Source organism: Scytonema sp. PRP1, from assembly GCF_036697665.2.
Taxonomy (GTDB): domain Bacteria; phylum Cyanobacteriota; class Cyanobacteriia; order Cyanobacteriales; family Nostocaceae; genus Kalymmatonema; species Kalymmatonema gypsitolerans.
This window is the reverse complement of record NZ_JBAHYJ020000013.1, coordinates 23,952-43,543: the sequence shown is the minus strand read 5'-3', so window position 1 is coordinate 43,543 and position 19,592 is coordinate 23,952. Positions and strand designations below refer to the sequence as shown.

Annotated in this window: 15 protein-coding genes and 1 pseudogene; 7 read left to right on the top strand and 9 right to left on the bottom strand. The window is 42.8% G+C overall.

Annotated elements, in window-relative coordinates:
* The 4 genes from V5G28_RS01775 to V5G28_RS01760 form a co-directional block, all read left to right on the top strand.
* Positions 1-1,033, top strand: a 1,033-nt coding sequence (locus V5G28_RS01775; protein ID WP_336229464.1) for a leucine-rich repeat domain-containing protein, incomplete at its 5' end; no start/stop codon positions are given.
* Positions 1,017-1,589, top strand: coding sequence for a hypothetical protein (locus V5G28_RS01770; RefSeq protein WP_332990686.1), 573 nt, complete (start codon positions 1,017-1,019; stop codon positions 1,587-1,589). The genes V5G28_RS01775 and V5G28_RS01770, both read left to right, overlap by 17 nt.
* 474 nt (positions 1,590-2,063) lie before the next feature.
* Positions 2,064-4,208 carry an ATP-binding protein gene (locus V5G28_RS01765; protein WP_332990684.1) on the top strand — a complete coding sequence of 715 codons (2,145 nt, stop codon included), beginning with the start codon at positions 2,064-2,066 and terminating at the stop codon, positions 4,206-4,208.
* A 91-nt stretch (positions 4,209-4,299) separates the two neighbouring features.
* Positions 4,300-5,586 (top strand): serine hydrolase domain-containing protein, encoded by a 1,287-nt coding sequence (locus V5G28_RS01760; RefSeq protein WP_332990682.1) that lies wholly within the window; start codon positions 4,300-4,302, stop codon positions 5,584-5,586.
* 437 nt (positions 5,587-6,023) lie between these two features.
* Here the strand turns inward: V5G28_RS01760 and V5G28_RS01755 are convergent, their stop codons facing one another.
* Entirely contained in the window at positions 6,024-6,293 is a 270-nt protein-coding gene (locus V5G28_RS01755) for a Precorrin-3B methylase (protein WP_096566550.1), read from the bottom strand.
* 199 nt (positions 6,294-6,492) lie between these two features.
* Here V5G28_RS01755 and V5G28_RS01750 point away from each other — a divergent pair, with 199 nt between their 5' ends.
* Complete coding sequence (locus V5G28_RS01750; protein WP_332990678.1) at positions 6,493-7,011, top strand: tetratricopeptide repeat protein; 519 nt, start codon at positions 6,493-6,495, stop codon at positions 7,009-7,011.
* A 60-nt stretch (positions 7,012-7,071) separates the two neighbouring features.
* On the opposite strand, the gene V5G28_RS01745 is transcribed toward V5G28_RS01750, so the two are convergent.
* On the bottom strand, positions 7,072-7,887 hold the full coding sequence (locus V5G28_RS01745) for a hypothetical protein (RefSeq protein WP_332990677.1): 816 nt from the start codon (positions 7,885-7,887) through the stop codon (positions 7,072-7,074).
* 382 nt (positions 7,888-8,269) lie between these two features.
* Between V5G28_RS01745 and V5G28_RS01740 the strand changes: the two genes are divergently transcribed.
* A complete protein-coding gene (locus V5G28_RS01740) occupies positions 8,270-8,722 on the top strand; it encodes a response regulator (RefSeq protein ID WP_332990675.1) in 453 nt (150 codons plus the stop codon).
* 34 nt (positions 8,723-8,756) lie between these two features.
* Here V5G28_RS01740 and pcrA read toward each other — a convergent pair whose 3' ends face one another.
* Entirely contained in the window at positions 8,757-11,096 is a 2,340-nt protein-coding gene (pcrA, locus tag V5G28_RS01735) for a DNA helicase PcrA (RefSeq protein WP_336229463.1), read from the bottom strand.
* A 903-nt stretch (positions 11,097-11,999) separates the two neighbouring features.
* Between pcrA and V5G28_RS01730 the strand changes: the two genes are divergently transcribed.
* Positions 12,000-12,734 (top strand): carbonic anhydrase, encoded by a 735-nt coding sequence (locus tag V5G28_RS01730; RefSeq protein ID WP_332990673.1) that lies wholly within the window; start codon positions 12,000-12,002, stop codon positions 12,732-12,734.
* Between the two features lie 110 nt (positions 12,735-12,844).
* On the opposite strand, the pseudogene V5G28_RS01725 reads toward V5G28_RS01730, so the two are convergent.
* From V5G28_RS01725 to V5G28_RS01700, 6 genes and pseudogenes are all read right to left on the bottom strand, one after another.
* A pseudogene (locus tag V5G28_RS01725) lies at positions 12,845-12,991 on the bottom strand (reverse transcriptase N-terminal domain-containing protein); the annotation flags it as partial.
* A 32-nt stretch (positions 12,992-13,023) separates the two neighbouring features.
* Positions 13,024-15,663, bottom strand: a complete 2,640-nt coding sequence (locus tag V5G28_RS01720) for a CHAT domain-containing protein (RefSeq protein ID WP_332990694.1) — start codon at positions 15,661-15,663, stop codon at positions 13,024-13,026.
* A complete protein-coding gene (locus V5G28_RS01715; protein WP_332990670.1) occupies positions 15,606-15,962 on the bottom strand; it encodes a hypothetical protein in 357 nt (118 codons plus the stop codon). Before V5G28_RS01715 ends, V5G28_RS01720 begins: the two co-directional genes overlap by 58 nt.
* Before the next feature lie 157 nt (positions 15,963-16,119).
* Entirely contained in the window at positions 16,120-16,437 is a 318-nt protein-coding gene (locus V5G28_RS01710) for a hypothetical protein (protein WP_332990668.1), read from the bottom strand.
* 212 nt (positions 16,438-16,649) lie between these two features.
* Positions 16,650-17,594: a tetratricopeptide repeat protein gene (locus V5G28_RS01705; protein WP_332990666.1), complete on the bottom strand. Its 945-nt coding sequence runs from the start codon at positions 17,592-17,594 to the stop codon at positions 16,650-16,652.
* Positions 17,595-17,893: 299 nt separating this feature from the next.
* Positions 17,894-19,564 carry a serine/threonine-protein kinase gene (locus V5G28_RS01700; RefSeq protein ID WP_332990664.1) on the bottom strand — a complete coding sequence of 557 codons (1,671 nt, stop codon included), beginning with the start codon at positions 19,562-19,564 and terminating at the stop codon, positions 17,894-17,896.
* Positions 19,565-19,592: the final 28 nt, after the last annotated feature.

Here is a 19,592-nt window from a genome sequence, read left to right as displayed (position 1 = left end):
GGGCAATAAATTGACGCAACTGCCAGAGGCGATCGCATCGCTGAGCCAGTTACAACAGCTTAACCTCTCGGGCAACCAATTGACGGAACTGCCAGAAGCGATCGCATCGCTGAGCCAGTTACAACAGCTTAACCTCTCAAGCAACCAATTGACGGAACTGCCAGAAGCGATCGCATCGCTGAGCCAGTTACAACAGCTTTACCTCTCGGGCAACCAATTGACGGAACTGCCAGAAGCGATCGCATCGCTGAGCCAGTTACAACAGCTTAACCTCTCAAACAACCAATTGACGGAACTGCCAGAGGCGATCGCATCGCTGAGCCAGTTACAACAGCTTAACCTCTCAAACAACCAATTGACGGAACTGCCAGAAGCGATCGCATCGCTGAGCCAGTTACAACAGTTAGGTTTAGGTTTTAGCTCTGGAAGGAACCCGCTGTTAAAACTTCCAATATGTCTCAGGCAACTTAAGCAACTCCACAGATTATGGGCTTACCAATGTGAATTACAATTTTTGCCCAATTGGATTGGTGAATTGACAGAGCTTCAAGAACTCGAATTAAATGCCAATAATCTGACCGACTTGCCACCATCTTTAGGACAACTTTCTCACTTAAAGAATCTCGTACTCGAAGACAATCCCCTCAACCCTGACCTTGCTGCTGCTTACGAACAAGGCACGGAAGCAGTATTGCAATACTTACGGGCAAAAGCAGAAGACCAGGTGACGCTGAACGAAGCTAAGCTGATCCTGATTGGTGAAGGTGAGGTGGGTAAGAGTTGTCTATTAGGAGCATTGCGGGGTGATGAATGGGTAGATGGTCGCCCCACAACTCACGGAATTGAGATTAAGCCTGTAATTGTCACCAATCCGGACAGTGGCACAGAGATCGCACTCAATGGTTGGGATTTTGGCGGTCAAAGGGTTTATCGACCGACGCACCAGTTGTTTTTCAGCGCACCAGCCGTGTATTTGGTGGTGTGGAAGCCAGGTCGATCAGGAGTTTGCAGCACTGATGCAGATGCTCATTGATGAAGCAAAAGATGGTCCGCGCCTGTTCAGCTTTAAGCCCATTGAACCAGGGTTTTTAGATCGCCCGAAATGGATCAATGCCAAGTTTCAACTCACTCTCTGGTGCGAACACGCTCGTCAGCCACTTCCAGCGTTAAATCCCAAAGGCAGCAAGCAGGGGGTCTATGAATTGAACTTGCCGCGTGAGTGGTTTGCCAGGGCAGTCCCCTATCTTAGAATTTTGACAGGAACCCTGAGCCTGGTTTTACCTGTCGCAGCTTCAGCAACCAAGTTAATGCTAGATGACACTACCTACAAAGGCATTGAAGAAGAACTCGAACTGGGGCAAAAAAGCATCGAGTCTACCTTGAAGGGAACCGATATCGCTTTGGCTGGGCAGTCAAAGAGCGATACTTCCTGGTTGGAAAGCGAAGTGATCCGTGCCCAAGGCTCCATTTTACGAGAATTACACGCGCTTTTAAAAGAAAAAGATCCTGGTTTTGGTGGTCTAGTGCGAGTGCAGAACAAACGCCGCGAATTTCTGTGGGTTCATCCTCAGTTTGTCAATGAGTATTAACCTTCTTGAAACTATAAAAAAGCTTAGTTTTGTCGTCTCTACAGTAACGGGCACAACCAACAACTTGGGGGAGGAGTAGCGTAGATGTCAGTCAAACTCTGAACTTTTTAATTACCAAGATTGTGAATATACTTCAACCAACGACTGACTTCGGCAATTTCTCGAAGTGGCTCTTTGGCTATCTATCACAAGGCGCTCCTACCACAAAAAGATTGGTAAACCAGCAATCACAAAAGCAATACTTGTCCAGAAGGAATACGCTAAGACGATTTTAAAACGTGGAAAATCAGCTACTGAGTCTCTATCTGAACTACTAACTATTATCTATGCCTCTCGGGTCAAGTCAGAAGAATTGAAAGTTGAGTAGCTTTGTCCACACACTTGCAACCAGTGAGGTCTCGAAAGCTTGCTACGATCCCTAACATCATGAGAAATTGGCATATGGATTAAATAATCTAGTTTCAAAAATTACTCATGGCATCGCGGGTGTGGGATAGACTATGCGAGATACGTCGTCGTCGCTTTGTGGGACGCACCCAAGAGACTTTGCTGTTTGAGTCGGTGTTGGCTTCAAAACAGCTACCTTGGCAGGTGTTATATATCTTTGGTGTTGGTGGTGTGGGCAAAACAACTTTACTACGGGAGTTTGCTTACATTTGCCAGGAAGCTGGAACACCAGTTGTTCACGTTGATGCCCGTAATATTGAGCCATATCCTGAGTCGTTTTATAAGGCGTTAGAAGTTGCTGCGGGAGTGGAATTTCAGATTAATGAACCGCAGAGGCGCAGAGAACGCAGAGAAGAAAGAGGTTTTGCTCAAGATGGTTTGTGGGATGCGATCGCTTGCCATAGCGGTCATTATGTGGTTTTGATTGATACCTATGAGATCTTGATAAGCCTGGAAGATTGGCTGTTGCAGGTGTTTTTGCCTCAATTGCCAGAAAATGCTTTGGTGGTTCTGGCGGGACGTCAACCTCCCTCGAAAGCTTGGCGAAGTGATCCGGGATGGGAAGCTTTGACTTATACGTTGGAGTTATGCAACTTCAGTTTAGAAGAAAGCTGCGCCTATTTGAGTAAACGACAAATTCCTAAACAACAATATGAGTGTATCTTAAACTTTACTCACGGTCATCCTTTGGCGCTGTCGTTGGTTGCTGATGTCTTTGCCCAGCAAGGTGAGTTTAACTTTCGCCCAGAAGCTGCGCCTGATGTGGTTAAGACTTTATTAGAACAGTTTGTGCAAGAGGTTAAGAGTCCATTGCATCGTGCAGCGTTGGAGGTGTGTGCTTTGGTACGTCTAACAACGGAAGCACTGCTAGCTGACACTTTGGGCTTGGATGATGTTTATGATTTGTTCCAATGGTTGCGGGAGTTATCATTTATTGAATCTGGTTTGCATGGAGTTTTCCCTCATGATTTGGTGCGAGAAGCAATATCCACAGATTTGCGCTGGCGAAACCCAGAGCGATATGCTGAACTATTCAGCCGCGCCCGTACGTATTACATCAAACGTATTCAGCAGACTGAAGGTGCAGAATTAGAACGCGCCCTATTTGATTACGTTTTCAAAAGCCCTCAAGTACGACAATTTTTCGTCTGGCAAGACAACAGTAATCTACTGAGTGATACCCTACGCGAAACTGACATTTCAGCGTTGGTGGCGATGGTGGCAAAGCACGAAGGCGAAGTATCGGCAAAGCTAGCTGCACAGTGGTTGGCAAAGCAGCCACAGGGGGTGTTGGTGTTTCGTTCGTGTGAGGGAGGAACGCCTCTGGGGTTTATGATGATGCTGGCTTTACATGAGGTAAACACTGAAGATTTACAACTAGACCCGGCTACGCAAGCTGTGTGGAATTATATCCAGCAGCAGGGGTCATTGCAACCTGGTGAGAAGGCAAGTTTTTGCCGTTTTTGGATGGCTGCTGATACCTATCAAGCCGTTTCTCAGATTCAAAGCCTCATTAATATTAAAATCTTTCGCCACTGTGTCACCATTCCCAATTTAGCTTTCATGTTTACAGCTTTCGCTGAACCAGATTTTTGGGAATTTTTCTGTACGAGGGCGAATACGCCGTTACTGCCAGAAGCGTATTTTACAGTAGATGGACGGCAGTATGGTGTGTGCGGACACAATTATCGAGTTGAGCCGGTGATGGAATTCTTGCGATCGCTCCCAGATTGGGTGCTGGCTATGTCTCCTGGTTTAAGCAGCGTTAATCACAGTTTAGAACAGATTGAATCAGTGGAAGTCTTCAGGCAATCTGAGTTTACAACAGCCGTAAGGCAAGCTTTGCGTGATGTTCTACGTCCAGAGGCACTGCAGCAAAATCCGCTTTTAAATTCGCCAATTGTGACTAAATGCATAGGTAGCAATACTTCTACACCGGAACGTATCGCCACTTTACAACTCATATTAGAACAAGCAATTGAGTCTTTAAAGCGTTCTCCCCGCGAAACCAAATTTTACTGTGCTTTGTATCATACCTATTTGCAACCTGCGCGTTCCCAGGAACACGCCGCAGAGATTTTAGATATTTCTATCGGGAGTTTTCGCCGTCATTTGAAAGCTGGTATTGCAAGAGTCACAGAAATTTTATGGCATCAGCAAAGCGAAAATTGATCGCTTTTTGATCGGGTTTTGATCTGGAATTGGATAGCTGGTTTTCGTCAAAGTAAAGATGTTACGTCTCTACAATTCTTGACAAAACCTGATGAATATGTATTCGTTTTATAAGAAGACTGTATCAGTTGCTGTTGCGGCAACAGTCATTTTTGGTACGGCAGAAAGCACTCATGCTGCTTCCTTTTCTGGAAATACTGACACGACACTTGCGACAGTAAGTACCACATCTACAAACGCTATCCCAAAGGATTTAGCCCAGAAACTGCAATCGAGGCTGGATAAGACTATCAAGGATAAAGGCATCCCTGGTGCAGCTGTAGGTATAACCAGCCCTCAAGGGACATGGTTTGGTGCTAGCGGTGTGTCTAATTTGGCAACGGGAACTCTAGTGCGTCCAGAGGATAAATTCCCCATTGGCAGCACGACTAAACCATTTACAGCAGCAACGGTGTTATTGCTGGCAGAAGAAGGAAAGCTTTCTTTGGAAGATACTTTAGACAAATGGCTTCCAGCTTCGATTGTTAATAACATTACCGATGGAAAAAATATCACGATTCGCCAACTGTTGAATGGTACCAGCGGCATCTACGATTTTCTTAACCGGGACGAAGCTTTAATTCAGGCGGAGATTCTTAAAAATCCAACCAAACAGTGGAGTCCAGAGGAGCTTGTTGCCTATGCATACGGCAAGGAGCGTCAATCTTGGGAATACCCTTCCACAGGCATAATCTTAGCCGGGATGATTGTAGAAAAAGCAACAGGCTCTACCTTTGCTGAAGTCCTCCGCAGTCGAATTCTCGATCCCTTGGGGATGAATAATACCTTTTTTGCTCCTCAAGAGCAAATTCCCGGTGGATATGTCAACGGCTACTTGGATTATGACAACAATGGCACTCTTGATGATGTCACTGGTGTTAATCTGTCATTTGGGTGGACTGCTGGTGCTATTGTTTCCAACACGCAAGACTTAACAAAATTTGCTCAAGCCCTGTTCGGCGGCGAGTTGCTTTCACCCGATAGCCTGAATCAAATGCTCAACTTTGTTGATATAGGGGTTGGAGATAGCTTCAAATACGGGCTAGGCTTGACTAGCCGTGAATTTGAGGGCATTGGTAGGGCGTGGGGACACAGGGGCGATGCTATTGGGCATGGTTCCCAATGGTGGTACTTCCCCGAACTAGGTGTGACTTATGTGAATTTGCAAAATAGCCAGCCTCAAAGTGATGATATCCTCTCCTCGATGCTCAAAACTTTGTTAGCAAAAGAACCTAAGCGAGTACCAGAATCAAGTTTCAGTGGCGGATTGATCATGCTAGGTGCAGCAGGGTTCTTTTTCAAGCGCAAGCGTCCACTGCATAATATGAAAAGCTGTTGAATGCGTAATCCCTAGCTGGTTACAACCTTGTTTTTACCGAAAATTTAGGTTTAAAGCCCCGCACTTCACTTCGACAAGCTCAGTGACCACTAGAGCGGCTTTCTCAGGGTTGACAGCGCATCGCTCATCATAAGATGATACTATTGCTCATAGTCTAAAAGACTATAAACCCTCAACTCCGATTAGGCGGCATACAGATTCTACCCAGGATCGGGCGAAGGTGGAATGGGTTGTGCGCTCGCCTCAGGGTGGTACAGTTAAACTGTCAGCCCGTCATGAGCGTGCGGGAGTTGTACAGACTGAGGTGACTTTGCAGTGATGTCCATTTTTGAATATTGCCGCAAGTCATATCTTTTTAGTACAACATCGATGAACTGACGAGCAACAATACAGGCACCTTTTAGCATATAAAGGGCGAGGTATTGCCCTGGTAGGAGCTATTTTGATTTTCGTCGTGCCGACTTGGGCGGTGTTCGGTGTGCGCCAAAGTATTTCTCACTACGATAGCGCAACCACACCCGTAATACTTGCGGAATCTGCTGTTTTTGTTCCTTAGTCAGTGTGTTGTAAAGGGCTAAGGCGCGCTCACGCTCACCCCGACAAGCAGCGTTGTTGTGAGCATCCCAATAAGTACGGGCGACTCGAATCCGCCGACAAACTTCCTTAACCAGTTCTTCTCCAGCGAGTGGAGCATCTTGGTTTGCCATACTTAGATACTATAAATTCCTAATGCCATCGTAGCGAGTCAGACTTATCCTTACAATTGCAACTGAAACGCCACCAAAATTTTTCCATGAAATAATTTATCGCTCAACAGCAGTTGAGGCTAGTACTGCGTTATCGTGGGTGATAGCAGCTTTAAGCAGTTAGACCGAAGCAGAGCGTTAAAAGCAAACGCAAAAGCAAATGCAATTGTGTACTACAACTTTGACAAGAGTTGTTGCTCCCGTAGCGATTATAATTCTTAGTCTGTCTGCACTTAGTAGTGGACTAATACGATCTGTTCATGCACAAAGTACTCGTATTCATACCACAAGTAGTAATTTTAAAGGCTCGGTTAACTTGCTCAACCGAGGACGTGACAGATTTCAGCACGGAGATTATAGGGGAGCAATTTCGGACTTCAACCAGGCAATAATCCTCGATCCCAACAATGCTAACGCCTACTATAGTCGGGGTCTTTTTCTACATAAATTGGGAGACGCTTTGGGCGCGGTATCGGATTTTGATCGGGCATTACAACTCAATCCCCGCTTAGCTGAGGCTTACTTTCATAGAGCTGGTGCTCGCTATGGTATTGGAGACGAAACTGGAACAATGCTGGACTTACAGCTAGCAGCTAAGCTCTTTCTATCGCAAGGAAATACAAAAGGCTATCAACAAGCACAGAATCTAATTAAACAGCTTCAGCACTTGATACAATAACTTCTAACCCCTCTTTGCTTAAAAAGAGGGGTTCTACTTTTATCAATGCACCCGAAGAGTTCACTCCAAAGACTTGCCAACTTTACTGAGGACTTTGCCCAGTTTTTGAATTCGCCCTTTGAGTCCTCTTCCAGCAGAATTAGCAGCTTCTTGAGTCTGTTCGCCAAGTTGGGTGAGTACTTCACCTATGTCAGCACCTTTGGGGTTGCTGCGCTTGAGAAGTTGCTTGAGTTGCTTGAGTCCATTGGCGATCGCTTTGAGATTCTCGTCTTCAGACTTGTGTAGCAATGTGTACCACGTATCGATACCCTTAAGAGCTACCTCTGTATCAATTTTCGTCAGGTCTCCTTCAAGGTTCTCTACCAGGGAGTCAATTTGTTCAATATGCTCCTTGTCTTCTGCTTTACCTAGTGAAGTGCCTGCTTTAGTAAGTTGCTTACCTAATTTATGCAGTGGAGTTTTTAGCTCTTTGGAAGCATCAGAACCAAAGTTAGTTGTTTGTTCGCCAATTTCAATCAGGACTTCACCAATTTCATGACCTGTGGCTTTGCCACCCTTAACAAGTTGCTTTAGCTCCTTGATAGTATTTGCAATCTCTTTAAGTTCTGGTTCTTTAGCTTTATGCAGAGAACCATGCCACTGGTCAATTAAGCCCAAAGCAGCGTCTGCATCCAGGGCAGTGATATCTCCATCAAGCGCAGAAACAAGTGAATCTAGCTCCTCGTGATTATCAGCACTGTGCTTGTTAGCATCTGCTTCATTCTTAGTAGCACTGTGCTTATTAGCATCTGCTTCATTCTTATCAGCCGCTTTCTTGCCTGCAGTTTCGTCATGAGCAGCAGTGTGCTTACCTTTACTTTCTGCTTGACTAGCCATAGTGTCAACTCCGTTACTACATCAACATAGCGTATAGGTATCACTTTATAAAGCCACCACTGTAGTTTCCTCATTCTCAGGAGGCAATGTAGAGGGATTGCCTACATAGGTCGTATGGCAGAGGCTTCTTTTGGTTTTCCAAGCTAATAATTTTCTTAGAATGTTGCGGAGTTCGCTTGTCTTATAAATTACTTTCTAAATTTTGAAGAAGTCAATTGTTTCCTTTACAAAAGTAATACTTAATACCAGTAATCAAACAAAGCTAAAGATAAGTTTTGTACCAATATATACATAAAAATTTAATATTGATTAATTCCTTTAGCAGATGGTGAAGAGAAACAAAGGTAGCTAACTTGTTAAAAGACTAACCCGTAAGTAAGCTATGTCAACAAAGCGCATTTTGGTAATTGACGACGAGAAAAATTTGTGTACCATTATTAAAACTTGCTTGGAATACTTGGGGAGCTGGCAAGTGCTGACATCTACTGAAGCCAGCAATGGACTGTTATTGGCTTCTACTCAACTCCCGGATGCGATTTTACTGGATGTAATCATGCCGAATATGAACGGACTAACGGTGCTGACTGCGCTGCAAAGTGATCCGCGTACCCGCACAATTCCAGTTATTTTGCTGACTGCTAAGGTGCAGATGCAAGATTTAAAACAATATGCACAGTTAAGCATTGCGGGAGTCATTACCAAACCTTTTGACCCGTTAAAACTAGCGGTACAAATGGCAGAGGTATTGGAATGGGAGAGAATTGAAAAACCATCTGCCGCCCATTCTTCGTCCATGCTTTGCATGGCTGAAGAATGCGCGGCAGCCAAAGTCTAGGGAACTGACGGAGAATCTTGATTTTGGGTGCCTATCAATCTACCCGTTGCAACTGTGCAACCCTTGGATCAATAATTTTTTGTCCCATACTGTCAAATTTAATCGCTAGTGAAATTTTATTTCCTGATCCAAAAATGTGAGTAATTTCTCCAACGCCAAAGATTTTGTGCAGAACTTTTTCGCCGACTTGCCAACTCTGTGCCGTTCCTTGCTTTCTTTGAGTTGTACGCTGGGATGAACTCCCACCAGCACCTTTGGTATAAGCAACGCTTCTATGCCGAGTCATTAGTAATTCTTCGGGTAATTCGTCGAGAAACTGCGATCGCATGGCTGGTTCCCGAGAACCATAAAGGCGGCGTTCACGGGCATGGCTTATGTACAACCGTTCTTGGGCGCGAGTAATCCCCACGTAACACAGGCGGCGTTCTTCTTCCAAAGACGCTGGATCGTTCATCGAACGGTAGTTGGGAAACAATCCCTGTTCCATCCCCACCAAAAACACCACAGGAAACTCCAGCCCCTTGGAAGCGTGTAAGGTTAACAGTGAAACTGCTGTTTCTCCTTCTTTTAAATTATCCAAATCGGAACTGAGGGCGGTACTGCTAAGGAAGGCTTGCAGGGTGACATCGTCGCTTTCTTCTTCAAATTGCAGCACGGCGTTGAATAATTCTTGGACGTTTTGCACCCTGTCTTCTGCTTCTTCCGTTCCCTGTGTTTGCAAGTCTTTAAGGTATCCAGAGTCTTCCAGCACTCCTTGCACAAGTTCAGAAACTGGAACTGTCTCCATTTGTTCTTGCAAGTTACGAATCATCTGGGCAAAGTTATTGACAGCTTTCGCAGAACGCCCAGCTAATGTATTTACTGATGTCTCATCACTTATGATTTCCCACAGAGTTGTGCCTAATTCTCTAGCGGCGTTATTTAGTGCCTCGATGGTCGCTTTGCCAATACCGCGCCGGGGAGTATTAATCACTCGCGATAAACTGAGTGTATCAGCAGGGTTGGCGATCGCCCGCAAGTAAGCCAAGACATCTTTAATTTCTTTGCGATCGTAAAACTTTATTCCTCCCACAACTGTGTAGGGAATTCCCAATCGCACCAATAACTCCTCAAACGGTCGAGATTGGGCGTTGGTACGATAAAGTATGGCAAAACTCCCCCAATTCAACTCAGGATTTTGGTTTTCTAAAGAGCGAATTTGATTGATGACAAAATCTGCTTCCGCAATTTCATCATCTGCTTTATGACAAAAAATTTCCTCACCTGCGCCTCTTGTTGCTTTGAGGATTTTATCAATGCGTTGGGTGTTGTTTTCAATCAGATGGTTTGCTGCTTGCAAAATATTTTCGCAAGAGCGATAATTCTCCTCCAGCTTCACCATTGTGCGGGTGTCTTCGTCTGGTAAACCATCACCAAAATCTTGCTGAAAGTCCAACAAGATGGTGAAGTCAGCCATTCGAAACGAATAAATCGACTGATCTGCATCACCAACCACCAAAACAGAACGGTCTGTCCAATCCCATTCACTCTTTTTGGTTTCGCCATTTGTCGTCAACAGGCGGATGAGTTCGTATTGAGTGCGGTTAGTATCCTGATATTCATCTACCAGAATATGGCGAAACTTGTTGTGCCAATAACCCAAGACTTGTTCGTTTTGCTGAAACAATCTTACAGGAACGAGGATAAGGTCATCAAAGTCCAAGGCGTTGTTTTCTGCAAGTCGGCTTTGATAATGATTGTAAACTTCTGCAATCACCCTGCCGCGATAATTCGGCTGTTCTCTCTCAAATTCTTTAGGTGATAAGCCTTGGTTTTTGGCGTTACTAATGGCGTAGCGCACAGAACGGGGTTCAAACTTCTTGTCGTCTAAGTTGAGCTGTTTAGTAACAATTTCTTTAACAAGGCTTTGGGCGTCGGACTCGTCAAAGATAGAAAAATTCCGCGTCCACTGGCGTCCTTTTTCGTCTTGGTATTTATCGATATCAAAGCGGAGAACGCGAGAGAACAGACTGTGGAATGTACCGCACCACATATCTTTGATGAAGCTTTTCCAGACTTTCGACTTCAGCTTGGTTTGGTCGTATTCTGGTAACAAATCAAACCGCTCATTGTATTCTGTCATTGCCAGGCGATCGGCAAATAACTTCTGAATACGCTCTTTCATTTCGCGTGCGGCTTTGTTGGTGAACGTCACCGCCAAGATATTTTCTGGATCGACGCGGTGTTGCAAAATAAGGTTAGCAATGCGATAAATCAGCGCTCGTGTTTTGCCGGAACCCGCACCAGCAACAACTAGTAAGGGACCGCAGTGATGTTCAACAGCACGGCGTTGACTGGGGTTGAGGTGACTGAGGAAGTCTGTGGTTGTTGTCATGGGTGTGAGGAGTACGTAGAACTGAGCAGCAGGTATCGCTTAGGTTGAAATAGAGAGAAAAGGTAACTATTGCTAAGGCTACACCATCCTAGCGAAAGTGATGTACTCCCACACCGGATCAAAGATTACGGTGTGGGCTTTTCTTACGGGTCGCCCCACTTGAGCGTTTTTGATTGAGGAAGACGCGCAGCCCCACTTTCTTGATGTTATTTTGCATGTTAAAGGGTAAAGGTTTTTCCTTTTCCCCTTTCCCTTTACCCTTCTTAATATAGTTATGTTTATTTCCGCCGACCTACTTACTAATGGTCTTGATTTGAAAACCATCTGGAATAGGACGGTGAACAATTATTTTCACCTGATATTTTGCAGCAATAAAAATTAATATTATTTTAAAACTCAGTACGGAGCCTAAAGCCCTTATTTTACCTACAAAAGCTAAGAAATTGATGTAACTTTATTGCGCTGCTTTTGACAAAGCCCAAACTTATACGGATAGGTGCAAGATTTAAGATCATCCACTTAGGCAAACCGGACAGCTACAAAGTGCAAAACTGATTTACCACTCTGTTAAGCAAAAGTATGTCTTTTTTTGATTTATGCAACAAAGGCGTAATACGAAACGAAACACTCAGAGTTACAAAGTAAGAGTTGAGATCAATCATAGATAAAAAGCTTTTGTATACATAGTTTTATCAAATGATATATTGATTCAATTGTTATCCATGATTTTGGTATATTCCAAAGAATCACAAAGTTTAATATTTTTTGGGTTGCAATAATTCTTAAATAATTTATTGCTCTAAAGGTGTTATTTGCCTCAAGGTAATAACGCTTTAGAGTATAAAATTATGATTTTTTTAATAGCAACTTAATTAAATTTTCCTGTTTTGAATGAGGTGCATAATGAGCAAGATTAATGGATTTGTTGGGCGACGGAATTTTTTAAAATTAGCAGGTGTAGGTAGTGTTACTGTTGGTGCTAGTGCTGTTGGTAGTGTACTTTGGCAACGAGAACCAGCTATTGCCCAAAAACCTGCCACTACAGAAACAAAACCCCAACCAGTTAACCCTCAGGCGGCTTTAGCTAGGTTAATTGAAGGTAATAAAAGGTTTGTTGAAGGTAAGCGTCTTAATCCCAATCAATCAAGACTACGATTGCAAGAAACTGCTGTAGCTCAATATCCTTTTGTTGCAATACTTGGGTGTGCAGATTCCAGAGTACCTGCGGAAATTGTTTTTGATCAGGGATTAGGTGATTTATTTGTTGTACGGGTTGCTGGCAATGTTGCCAGTCAAACTGCAATAGGTAGTTTAGAATTTGCTACAGCCGTATTAGGCGCACAACTAATTATGGTTTTGGGTCATGCCAGATGTGGTGCGGTTGTAGCAGCTACCAAAGGTGAGCCACTACCTGGAAGAATTGGTGTTTTTGTGGAAGAAATCAAGCCGGCTGTAGAAAGAGTAAGGAATAAAACTGGCGATTTAGAAGAAAATTCTATTATTGCTAATGTCCAATATCAGGCGGAAAAATTGGGAGAAAGTTCCACAATTCTAAGGGGCTTAATTAAAGAAGGTAAACTAAAAATCGCTGGAGGTCGTTATGATTTAGCTAGTGGTAAAGTTAGTTTTTTGACCTAATTTTTAATTTAGGGACTTCCAAAAAATAAAATATCCACAGTCGATAATGAGAGTCACTATAAGAGGAGTGGAAAAAGAGCAGCCGTCCGCAACCCCTTTTTCACTCTTCCTTCCTTGGAGATCAGGCTGGCTTTAGAGTCAATCCCTACCGTCTTTTTGCCTGCATTGAGCTGGGTTACTTGACGGATGGCGAGGAACCTTGCATTTTGGGATTTTAGAATTAGCTTTTGGAGATTACGAGCTTTTCTCATATCTCCTTTCGCGTTGACAGAGTACTAACCGTGAACACTTACAAACCATTACCAATTAAAATAAAAGGTGCCCAATAAAAGGGATGACTCAGACGATTAGAAACTTTTGCTGGTAACTTCTGGCGTGTAGATTTGAGAATTCCTCTGTCTTGATCTTGACTTATCCCTGAATAGTCGCCTGTAATCATTGCGGCTTGCGCCTGACGTAAAGCTTCAGCTTTGGTCATTTTGCCTTGACTTAAAAACGCGTAAAAAGCATTCATCAAAGCTTGTGTACCACCATCGTTTACAGACCATAAAGAAGCGATCGCGGCTCTTGCTCCTGTACGCTGTATTTGATAGCCAAAACCTAAAATTTCTTCTCCCTTGCCTATTTGGTCACCAACTGCTGTTTCGCAAGCACTCAACACAACCAAATCTACATTTGGCAAAGATAACTTTTGAATATCTGGTAGGGTAATGAAATTACCATCGCCCATTAAAATAAAAGAGTATTCCGGCTTACCGTTGACAAATTTAGCATGAGTCGCCATATGGATAATTGAGTAGACATTTAAATAAGAAATCATCGCTTCGCGGTTGAAATCATTATCTAAAAGTGTCTTGGTTCCTGGCATCATCGTAGCAAGGTTGTTAACTTCCGCCCCTGCATATTCCAACGCTTTAAATGGTAATGAGATAGACTCAAGTTTTACGATGTGACGCTGTGTCGTCGCCCCTGCTAAGACTTTTATCTGAGGTAAAGGTTGAGTATCGAGTTCGGTTAAGCTCAAAGCAGTAATATTGTTAGTACGGAAGCGCTGCGCTAACCATTTTTTACCGTCGTATAAAGCGGCTAGGGGAATGTAACGTAACGGTCCATCTGGCGCATAAATGATTGTTTTAGCATCTGCGTTTGCCAAGTCTTTTTCTATCGGCTTAATTAAATATTCATACAACTTTTGCGCGGGGACTGTAGCATCAGATTCGGGATTTTCTAATGCGCGACGAAAATCTACAATTGCCCGATTGAGTTCTTCTTTTTTGATAGAAACACTACGATGAATTGGTGGTGTATTTGGGCTTGTTAATACCAGTTCCAAACTGTTGTCTAAAATTAATGGATACAGCAAAACAGCGCTTTGGTTGAGACGCTTCAAGTTGTCTCGCAAGCTGTTCAGATTCTCCAGTGGTATAATCTGTTGTGCCGCTTTTGGGCTAAGCTGTTCTAACCAAGCATTCACTTCTGGACTGTCGATAAATTGGTTAAATTCTGTGATTAGATTTGCCTCTAATTCGACAATCTTTGCGATTTGGTCAGGTTTTCTGTTGGTTGATGGAATTTTTTGCAGTTCGCCGAGTTGTCTGCTGATTTTAATTTGTCTATCAGCTACGACTTTCAAGCCTTGATTGATTGACTGTTCTGGAGACAGTGACTCAACTCCTTTGGCGGTTCTTTCGTTACCCCGAACATCACCCAGGTAATCGTCTAGTTCTTGAATCTTGAGTAAATCTAAAACTTGCTGTGCTTCCAGGACTCTGTCTTGTTGCAGCAGTAAGTCAGCCAAGCGGCGATAGGTATCAGCAACGGTTGCAGTGTAAGATTGCTGTTGTTCCCGTGGAAGCGATCGCAATTCGGCGCGTATGCTTTCCGTTATGTTGACAGATTGCTTGTAGAAAATAATTGCTAATTGTCGCTTGTTTTGTCGCGCCAGTAAATCGCCGATGTTGCTGAGGGTTATTCTTTGGGTAGGGCGATCGCCAACTTCTCGACTCAAGAATAATGCTTGCTGATATGACGCCAATGCTTGAGAATACTTGCCTATACCTTTGTAAGCGCTTCCGATACTATCAAAGGTACGCCCAGCAACGGCGCGATCGCCTACTTGTTGAAGAATTCTTAACCCTTCTTGAAGAGACTCTAGTGCTTGCGAATACTCTCCCAATTGTTGGTAAGCAAATCCTATATTGTTGAGACTGCTACCCATCTTTGGCTGATTACCAATCTTTTTAAAAGCTGCTAGAGCTTGTTGATAATAATCAAGGGCTTGGGAATATTTTTTCATTTGGTTGTAGGTGAACCCAATATTATTAAGGATCGTGCCTTCGCCATCTTGATCACCGATTTTTTCCCGAATTGCTAAAGCTTGCTGATAAAATTTTAGTGCTTTGGAATATTCACCCAGATCGCTGTAAACAAGTCCGATATTATTAAGGATATTTGCTTTCTCTGTAGGTTCTTTGGCATTTTGGACATTTGCTAAAGCTTGTTGAAAAAACTTGAGTGCTTGGAAATACTGTCCTGTTTCGTAATAAACTCCCCCTATACTATTAAGAGAATGTCCAACGCCTAGTTTATCTTCTACTTTTTGCTTGACGGTAAGGCTTTGCTGATAGTATTCCAGTGCTTGAGAATACTGCCCCATAGACTGATAAACTAAACCAATATTATTAAGGATGAGTGCAGCCGTTTCCTGTGTCTCTTTACTAGGAATCCCAACATCTACTTTTCGACTTATCGCCAATGCTTGCTGATAAAAATTTAGTGCTTGTGGATACTGACCTAGATTTTTAGAAACCGCCCCTAAGCTATTAAACGTCTCACCAATACCTTCCTTGTCACCTATCTCTTGATAAATAACTAATGCTTGTTTGAGGACATCTCTTGCTTTATAATATTGAGATGTTTGATTGGAAATAACGCCAATTGCGTAGAAAGTTTTAGCAATATCATCTCTCCCCCAATTTGCTGATAAATTGCCAAAACTTTTTGGTACGTTTCTAAGGATTTTTGAAACTGACCACTTTCATATTGATCAACCCCCTGATCATACAATCGGTCTGCTTCTGTCTTCCGGCTTTCAGGTTTTTGTGCTTGTAATGTCCCAAAAAAATATCTCACGAAGTTAGAATGACTGCTTGCTCCGTAAGCTGGATTCAATAAACATAAAAGAGTGAGCGCGATTGCACCAAAGCGAGTCAGATGAGACAAGTGCATGAATGAAGTTTCAATATTATTAAATTAAAGAGTTGCTTATTTGTTCAAGAAGCAACTTAAACACTTAGTGAGAAAAAATTGTTTTTGAGTAATATTATATGTTGAGTAATATTGTGATGCACCTATACTAAACTTGATTTAAATCACCTTCAATCATTCAAATACTGACCTTCTTAGTTTTCTTTCTCTTAGGACCGTTTACCTGTGAAGAATTAGCTATTATACCACTAGCAGCAGTTAACTTGATTTTAGAATCACCAGACTCATCTATGCTGGTAACAGTCACAATTTTGCTCTGAGAGATAACATAAGAGATGAGAGTAGCAACAGTATCTTCGCCAATGTCCTCATAGACATCTAGCGCTTGTTGGTAAGCTTTTAAAGCTTCCCCTAACTGTTTATTAGCTTCTTCTAGTAACTTTTCGGCTTCGGCTTTACGGGGATTTTGATTTTGAGGTAAAGTTTGGTTAGTCATTTGATGCTCCTTTTTCAGGGTAATTTCCTAGATACATTGACTTTGACTAAAGACAAATATGTATACCCACTGAAATCACATCATTCCGGATATCCGTATCACAATTAACTAGCTGAATTTACTCATAGTTGTAGAACTCTCGGATGCAACGTCTTTACAGCGTAGTAGCCAATTGCCAATACCACAGCACCAGAGGAAGTTTTTAGGATTCCTTAAGATTCAAGAGCATCAGACGTAGATTTGAATTGTTTAAGCTCCGTATCCAGTTCCTCTACTCTTTGCTTGTTACCTAAAGTTTTGTAACTATTTCGTGCTTGAGTCAGCCAGTTTATGGCAGCTTTTTGGTCATCTAGCGCGACATACAAATCTCCCAAAGCTTCAGCAATTTGTGCTTGCTGTACCATATCCTTATTCGCGATCGCCTGTGTATGTGCATTTAAATAATGAGTTTCCGCTAGCACATCGACTCCTGCTTCCCAATAGAGATCGCCAAGCTTTCGAGAGACGGAAGCCTCTTTACTACCACCACTTATCAAAGCTTCTAGCGTTTCAATCGCCTCTGATTTTAGTTCAGAACCGATATAAAAAAAAGCACTTTGTAAAGTCTTGACTTTGTCGGGAACTTGTTGATTATTCAGTTGAGCGATCGCTGTTTTCACAACTTGCGCTTCTTGCTTTGACAATAGGCTAAAACCCCTTGCATTTGGTTTTTCATCTGTTGAAAACTTACCGTTGTCAGCTTTAACAATCAGCAAATATTCCCCGCCAGGTTCCAGTTCTGGTTTGCCAGGATATACAATTTCATTGGTATTCACCTTTGTTTGCCAAACAACTGAATCACCTTTTTGTAAACTGACATCATAGCTTTTGACACCCAAAACTTGGTTCCAGCGTAGCCTCGGCTTGTCAGTTAGTAGCAATGTGCGGCGGGGACTAATAACATAGGGAATATCCGGGTTGCTAGGGCTGCGAGGATCGCCACTTTCGGCGCGTCTGCACTGGGCAATCGGTATTTGACTAACTTGAGTGCTAAGTGCTGCTAGAATTTTTGGTGGAACTGCCAATATCAAAAGCAACAAGCAAACAGCAAAAAACCAAAGGAAAATTTTGGCTTTTTTACTCTTTGCTTTCCAGCTTTTTAGTAGTGCACTACACATATAGAATGATATTTATAACCACAGATGCACACAGATTAACATAGATAAATTATCTGTGTGTATCTGTGTGCATCTGTGGTTCAATTTCATTCTTCTTAACGTTTTGCAAGAAGTTACTGAATCTTCTAGATTTATTTATAGCAGTCCTATCTGCGAAGTGAAAATTACCTTTAAACAAACCGCCAAGACGCCAAGTACGCCAAGAAAAGAGACAACAGAGAGTTAAGTACAAGCGCTGCCACTTTCACACAAATAATTTAGGATTACTATATGCAGTCGTTCTGAATTCTGATTTTTCCTCAATTAATATTTCTCGCAGCCTCATTGATCCACTGTTTTTCCTCTGGAGTTCCAGAATTGCCATATTTCAGGCAATTTCTCCAAGCCAAAAAAGCCCCTTGCTTATTTTGTTGTTTTTCTAAAACTTTGGCTTGCAAGCAATATGCAGCAGCGCGATCGCTCTTAATATGAATTGCCTTTTCAAGAGAGTTTTTTGCTTCTGGGTAATTCCCGAGTTCTAAATACGCCCAACCCAAGTTTTTCAACATTGCATATTTAGCTTTGTCATCGTAAGCAAATGGTAGCCCCTCTCGCAGTAGCCCTACTGCTGTTGTATATTCTTTATCTAAAATCTGTAAACGCGCCAAGTTATTGTAAGCTCTATCATAACCCTTTTGCACAGCTATTTTGTAAGCAGCACGAGCTTGGTCAAACTTATTTTTGTCTTCATAAAGCAATCCCAAATTGTAATCAGGTTCTGGCATCTTTGGGTCAAAAAACCCAGCCAATTGATAATATATCTTGGCAACCTCAAAACTTTTCTGCTGATAGTTGGCAAATCCCCAATCGTTGAGGTTAAAAGCTATATGTGGTGAAGATTTCCACAAATTAATGCCGCCACCGCTTAAAACCAAGAAGCCAGCTAGCAAAAACTGAAAACTACGTTTTTTGGATAATTTATTCTGTGTTGTTTTCTGTTTATCAGCTAGTGATTTGTCAAGCTTAGATACAAGGGTAAATGTATTTTGTAGTAAGCGCTTCAGCGCTAAATGACTAACTAAAAACCCTGTCCCTGGTATAGTATCTCCTCTATCTTGCGATAGTTGAGAATTTTGTTGATTGCCTTTGAGGCGATTTAATATTTCCTGGCAATTTTGAGGTCGCTGTCCGGGGAAAGGCGCTATGAGGCGGTCAATTAAGTTTGCTAATTCCGGCGAAACATCAGTAAGATGGTCACGCCAAATTAATTCCCCAGTTTCTGAGTTTTTAGGAAAATCGAGAGGAGATTTTCCAGTCACCAAACAGACAAAAGTTCGTCCTAGAGCAAAAAAGTCTGATTGTGGAACAGCATAACCCTCAGCTTGCTCTGGAGGGGTGAAACCAGGAGAAACAAGTACAGTACCGGTTTGTTTACCTTGTTGTTTTTCCAGGTAAGTGGTTGTCACTTCCCTAACAGCACCAAAGTCAATCAGCACCAGCTGTCCATCAGGTTTCAGCATGATGTTAGAGAGTTTGATATCGCGGTGCAGATACTGGTGCTGATGCAGTTCGTTAAGTATCTCTACCAGTTGGATTAACCATTCGCGTGCTTGTTCTGTGGTGAGTGGTTGATTTCCTCTAGCTTGCAACCACTGTTGCAAGTTAGAACCTGGTATTTTCTCCATAACGATGCAGTGTAACGCTTCACCATTGCCATCACACCAAGTAAAAGAGCTATCTGGCTCTACACGTGGAATACCAGGGTGCTTTAGGCGAGCTAATAATTCGGCTTCTCGTTGAAATAGGGCGATCGCCTTGAGTTTGATTGTCGGGTTATGGAAACGCTCTAAACTGAGAACTTTTAATACTTTTATGGTGCCATTATCATCTACTTCAAACACTTTACCAAAACCACCGCCACCAATTTGACGGATAACTTTGTAGCGTCCTTGAAGTAACATTCCTGGACGAATCATGGCGACAACCATCATGGCGAGTGTGTTTGCTCCAGCAGGTTGA

Bases quoted from the DNA above. Each gene is read 5' to 3' on its own strand.
- V5G28_RS01745 (WP_332990677.1), bottom strand. From the start codon at position 7,887: ATGGCTAGTCAAGCAGAAAGTAAAGGTAAGCACACTGCTGCTCATGAC.
- V5G28_RS01730 (WP_332990673.1), top strand. From the start codon at position 12,000: ATGAGCAAGATTAATGGATTTGTTGGGCGACGGAATTTTTTAAAATTA.
- V5G28_RS01700 (WP_332990664.1), bottom strand. From the start codon at position 19,564: ATGATGGTTGTCGCCATGATTCGTCCAGGAATGTTACTTCAAGGACGC.
- V5G28_RS01755 (WP_096566550.1), bottom strand. From the start codon at position 6,293: ATGGCAAACCAAGATGCTCCACTCGCTGGAGAAGAACTGGTTAAGGAA.
- V5G28_RS01710 (WP_332990668.1), bottom strand. From the start codon at position 16,437: ATGACTAACCAAACTTTACCTCAAAATCAAAATCCCCGTAAAGCCGAA.
- pcrA (WP_336229463.1), bottom strand. From the start codon at position 11,096: ATGACAACAACCACAGACTTCCTCAGTCACCTCAACCCCAGTCAACGC.
- V5G28_RS01770 (WP_332990686.1), top strand. From the start codon at position 1,017: ATGCAGATGCTCATTGATGAAGCAAAAGATGGTCCGCGCCTGTTCAGC.
- V5G28_RS01715 (WP_332990670.1), bottom strand. From the start codon at position 15,962: ATGCACTTGTCTCATCTGACTCGCTTTGGTGCAATCGCGCTCACTCTT.
- V5G28_RS01760 (WP_332990682.1), top strand. From the start codon at position 4,300: ATGAATATGTATTCGTTTTATAAGAAGACTGTATCAGTTGCTGTTGCG.
- V5G28_RS01750 (WP_332990678.1), top strand. From the start codon at position 6,493: ATGCAATTGTGTACTACAACTTTGACAAGAGTTGTTGCTCCCGTAGCG.
- V5G28_RS01765 (WP_332990684.1), top strand. From the start codon at position 2,064: ATGGCATCGCGGGTGTGGGATAGACTATGCGAGATACGTCGTCGTCGC.
- V5G28_RS01705 (WP_332990666.1), bottom strand. From the start codon at position 17,594: ATGTGTAGTGCACTACTAAAAAGCTGGAAAGCAAAGAGTAAAAAAGCC.
- V5G28_RS01740 (WP_332990675.1), top strand. From the start codon at position 8,270: ATGTCAACAAAGCGCATTTTGGTAATTGACGACGAGAAAAATTTGTGT.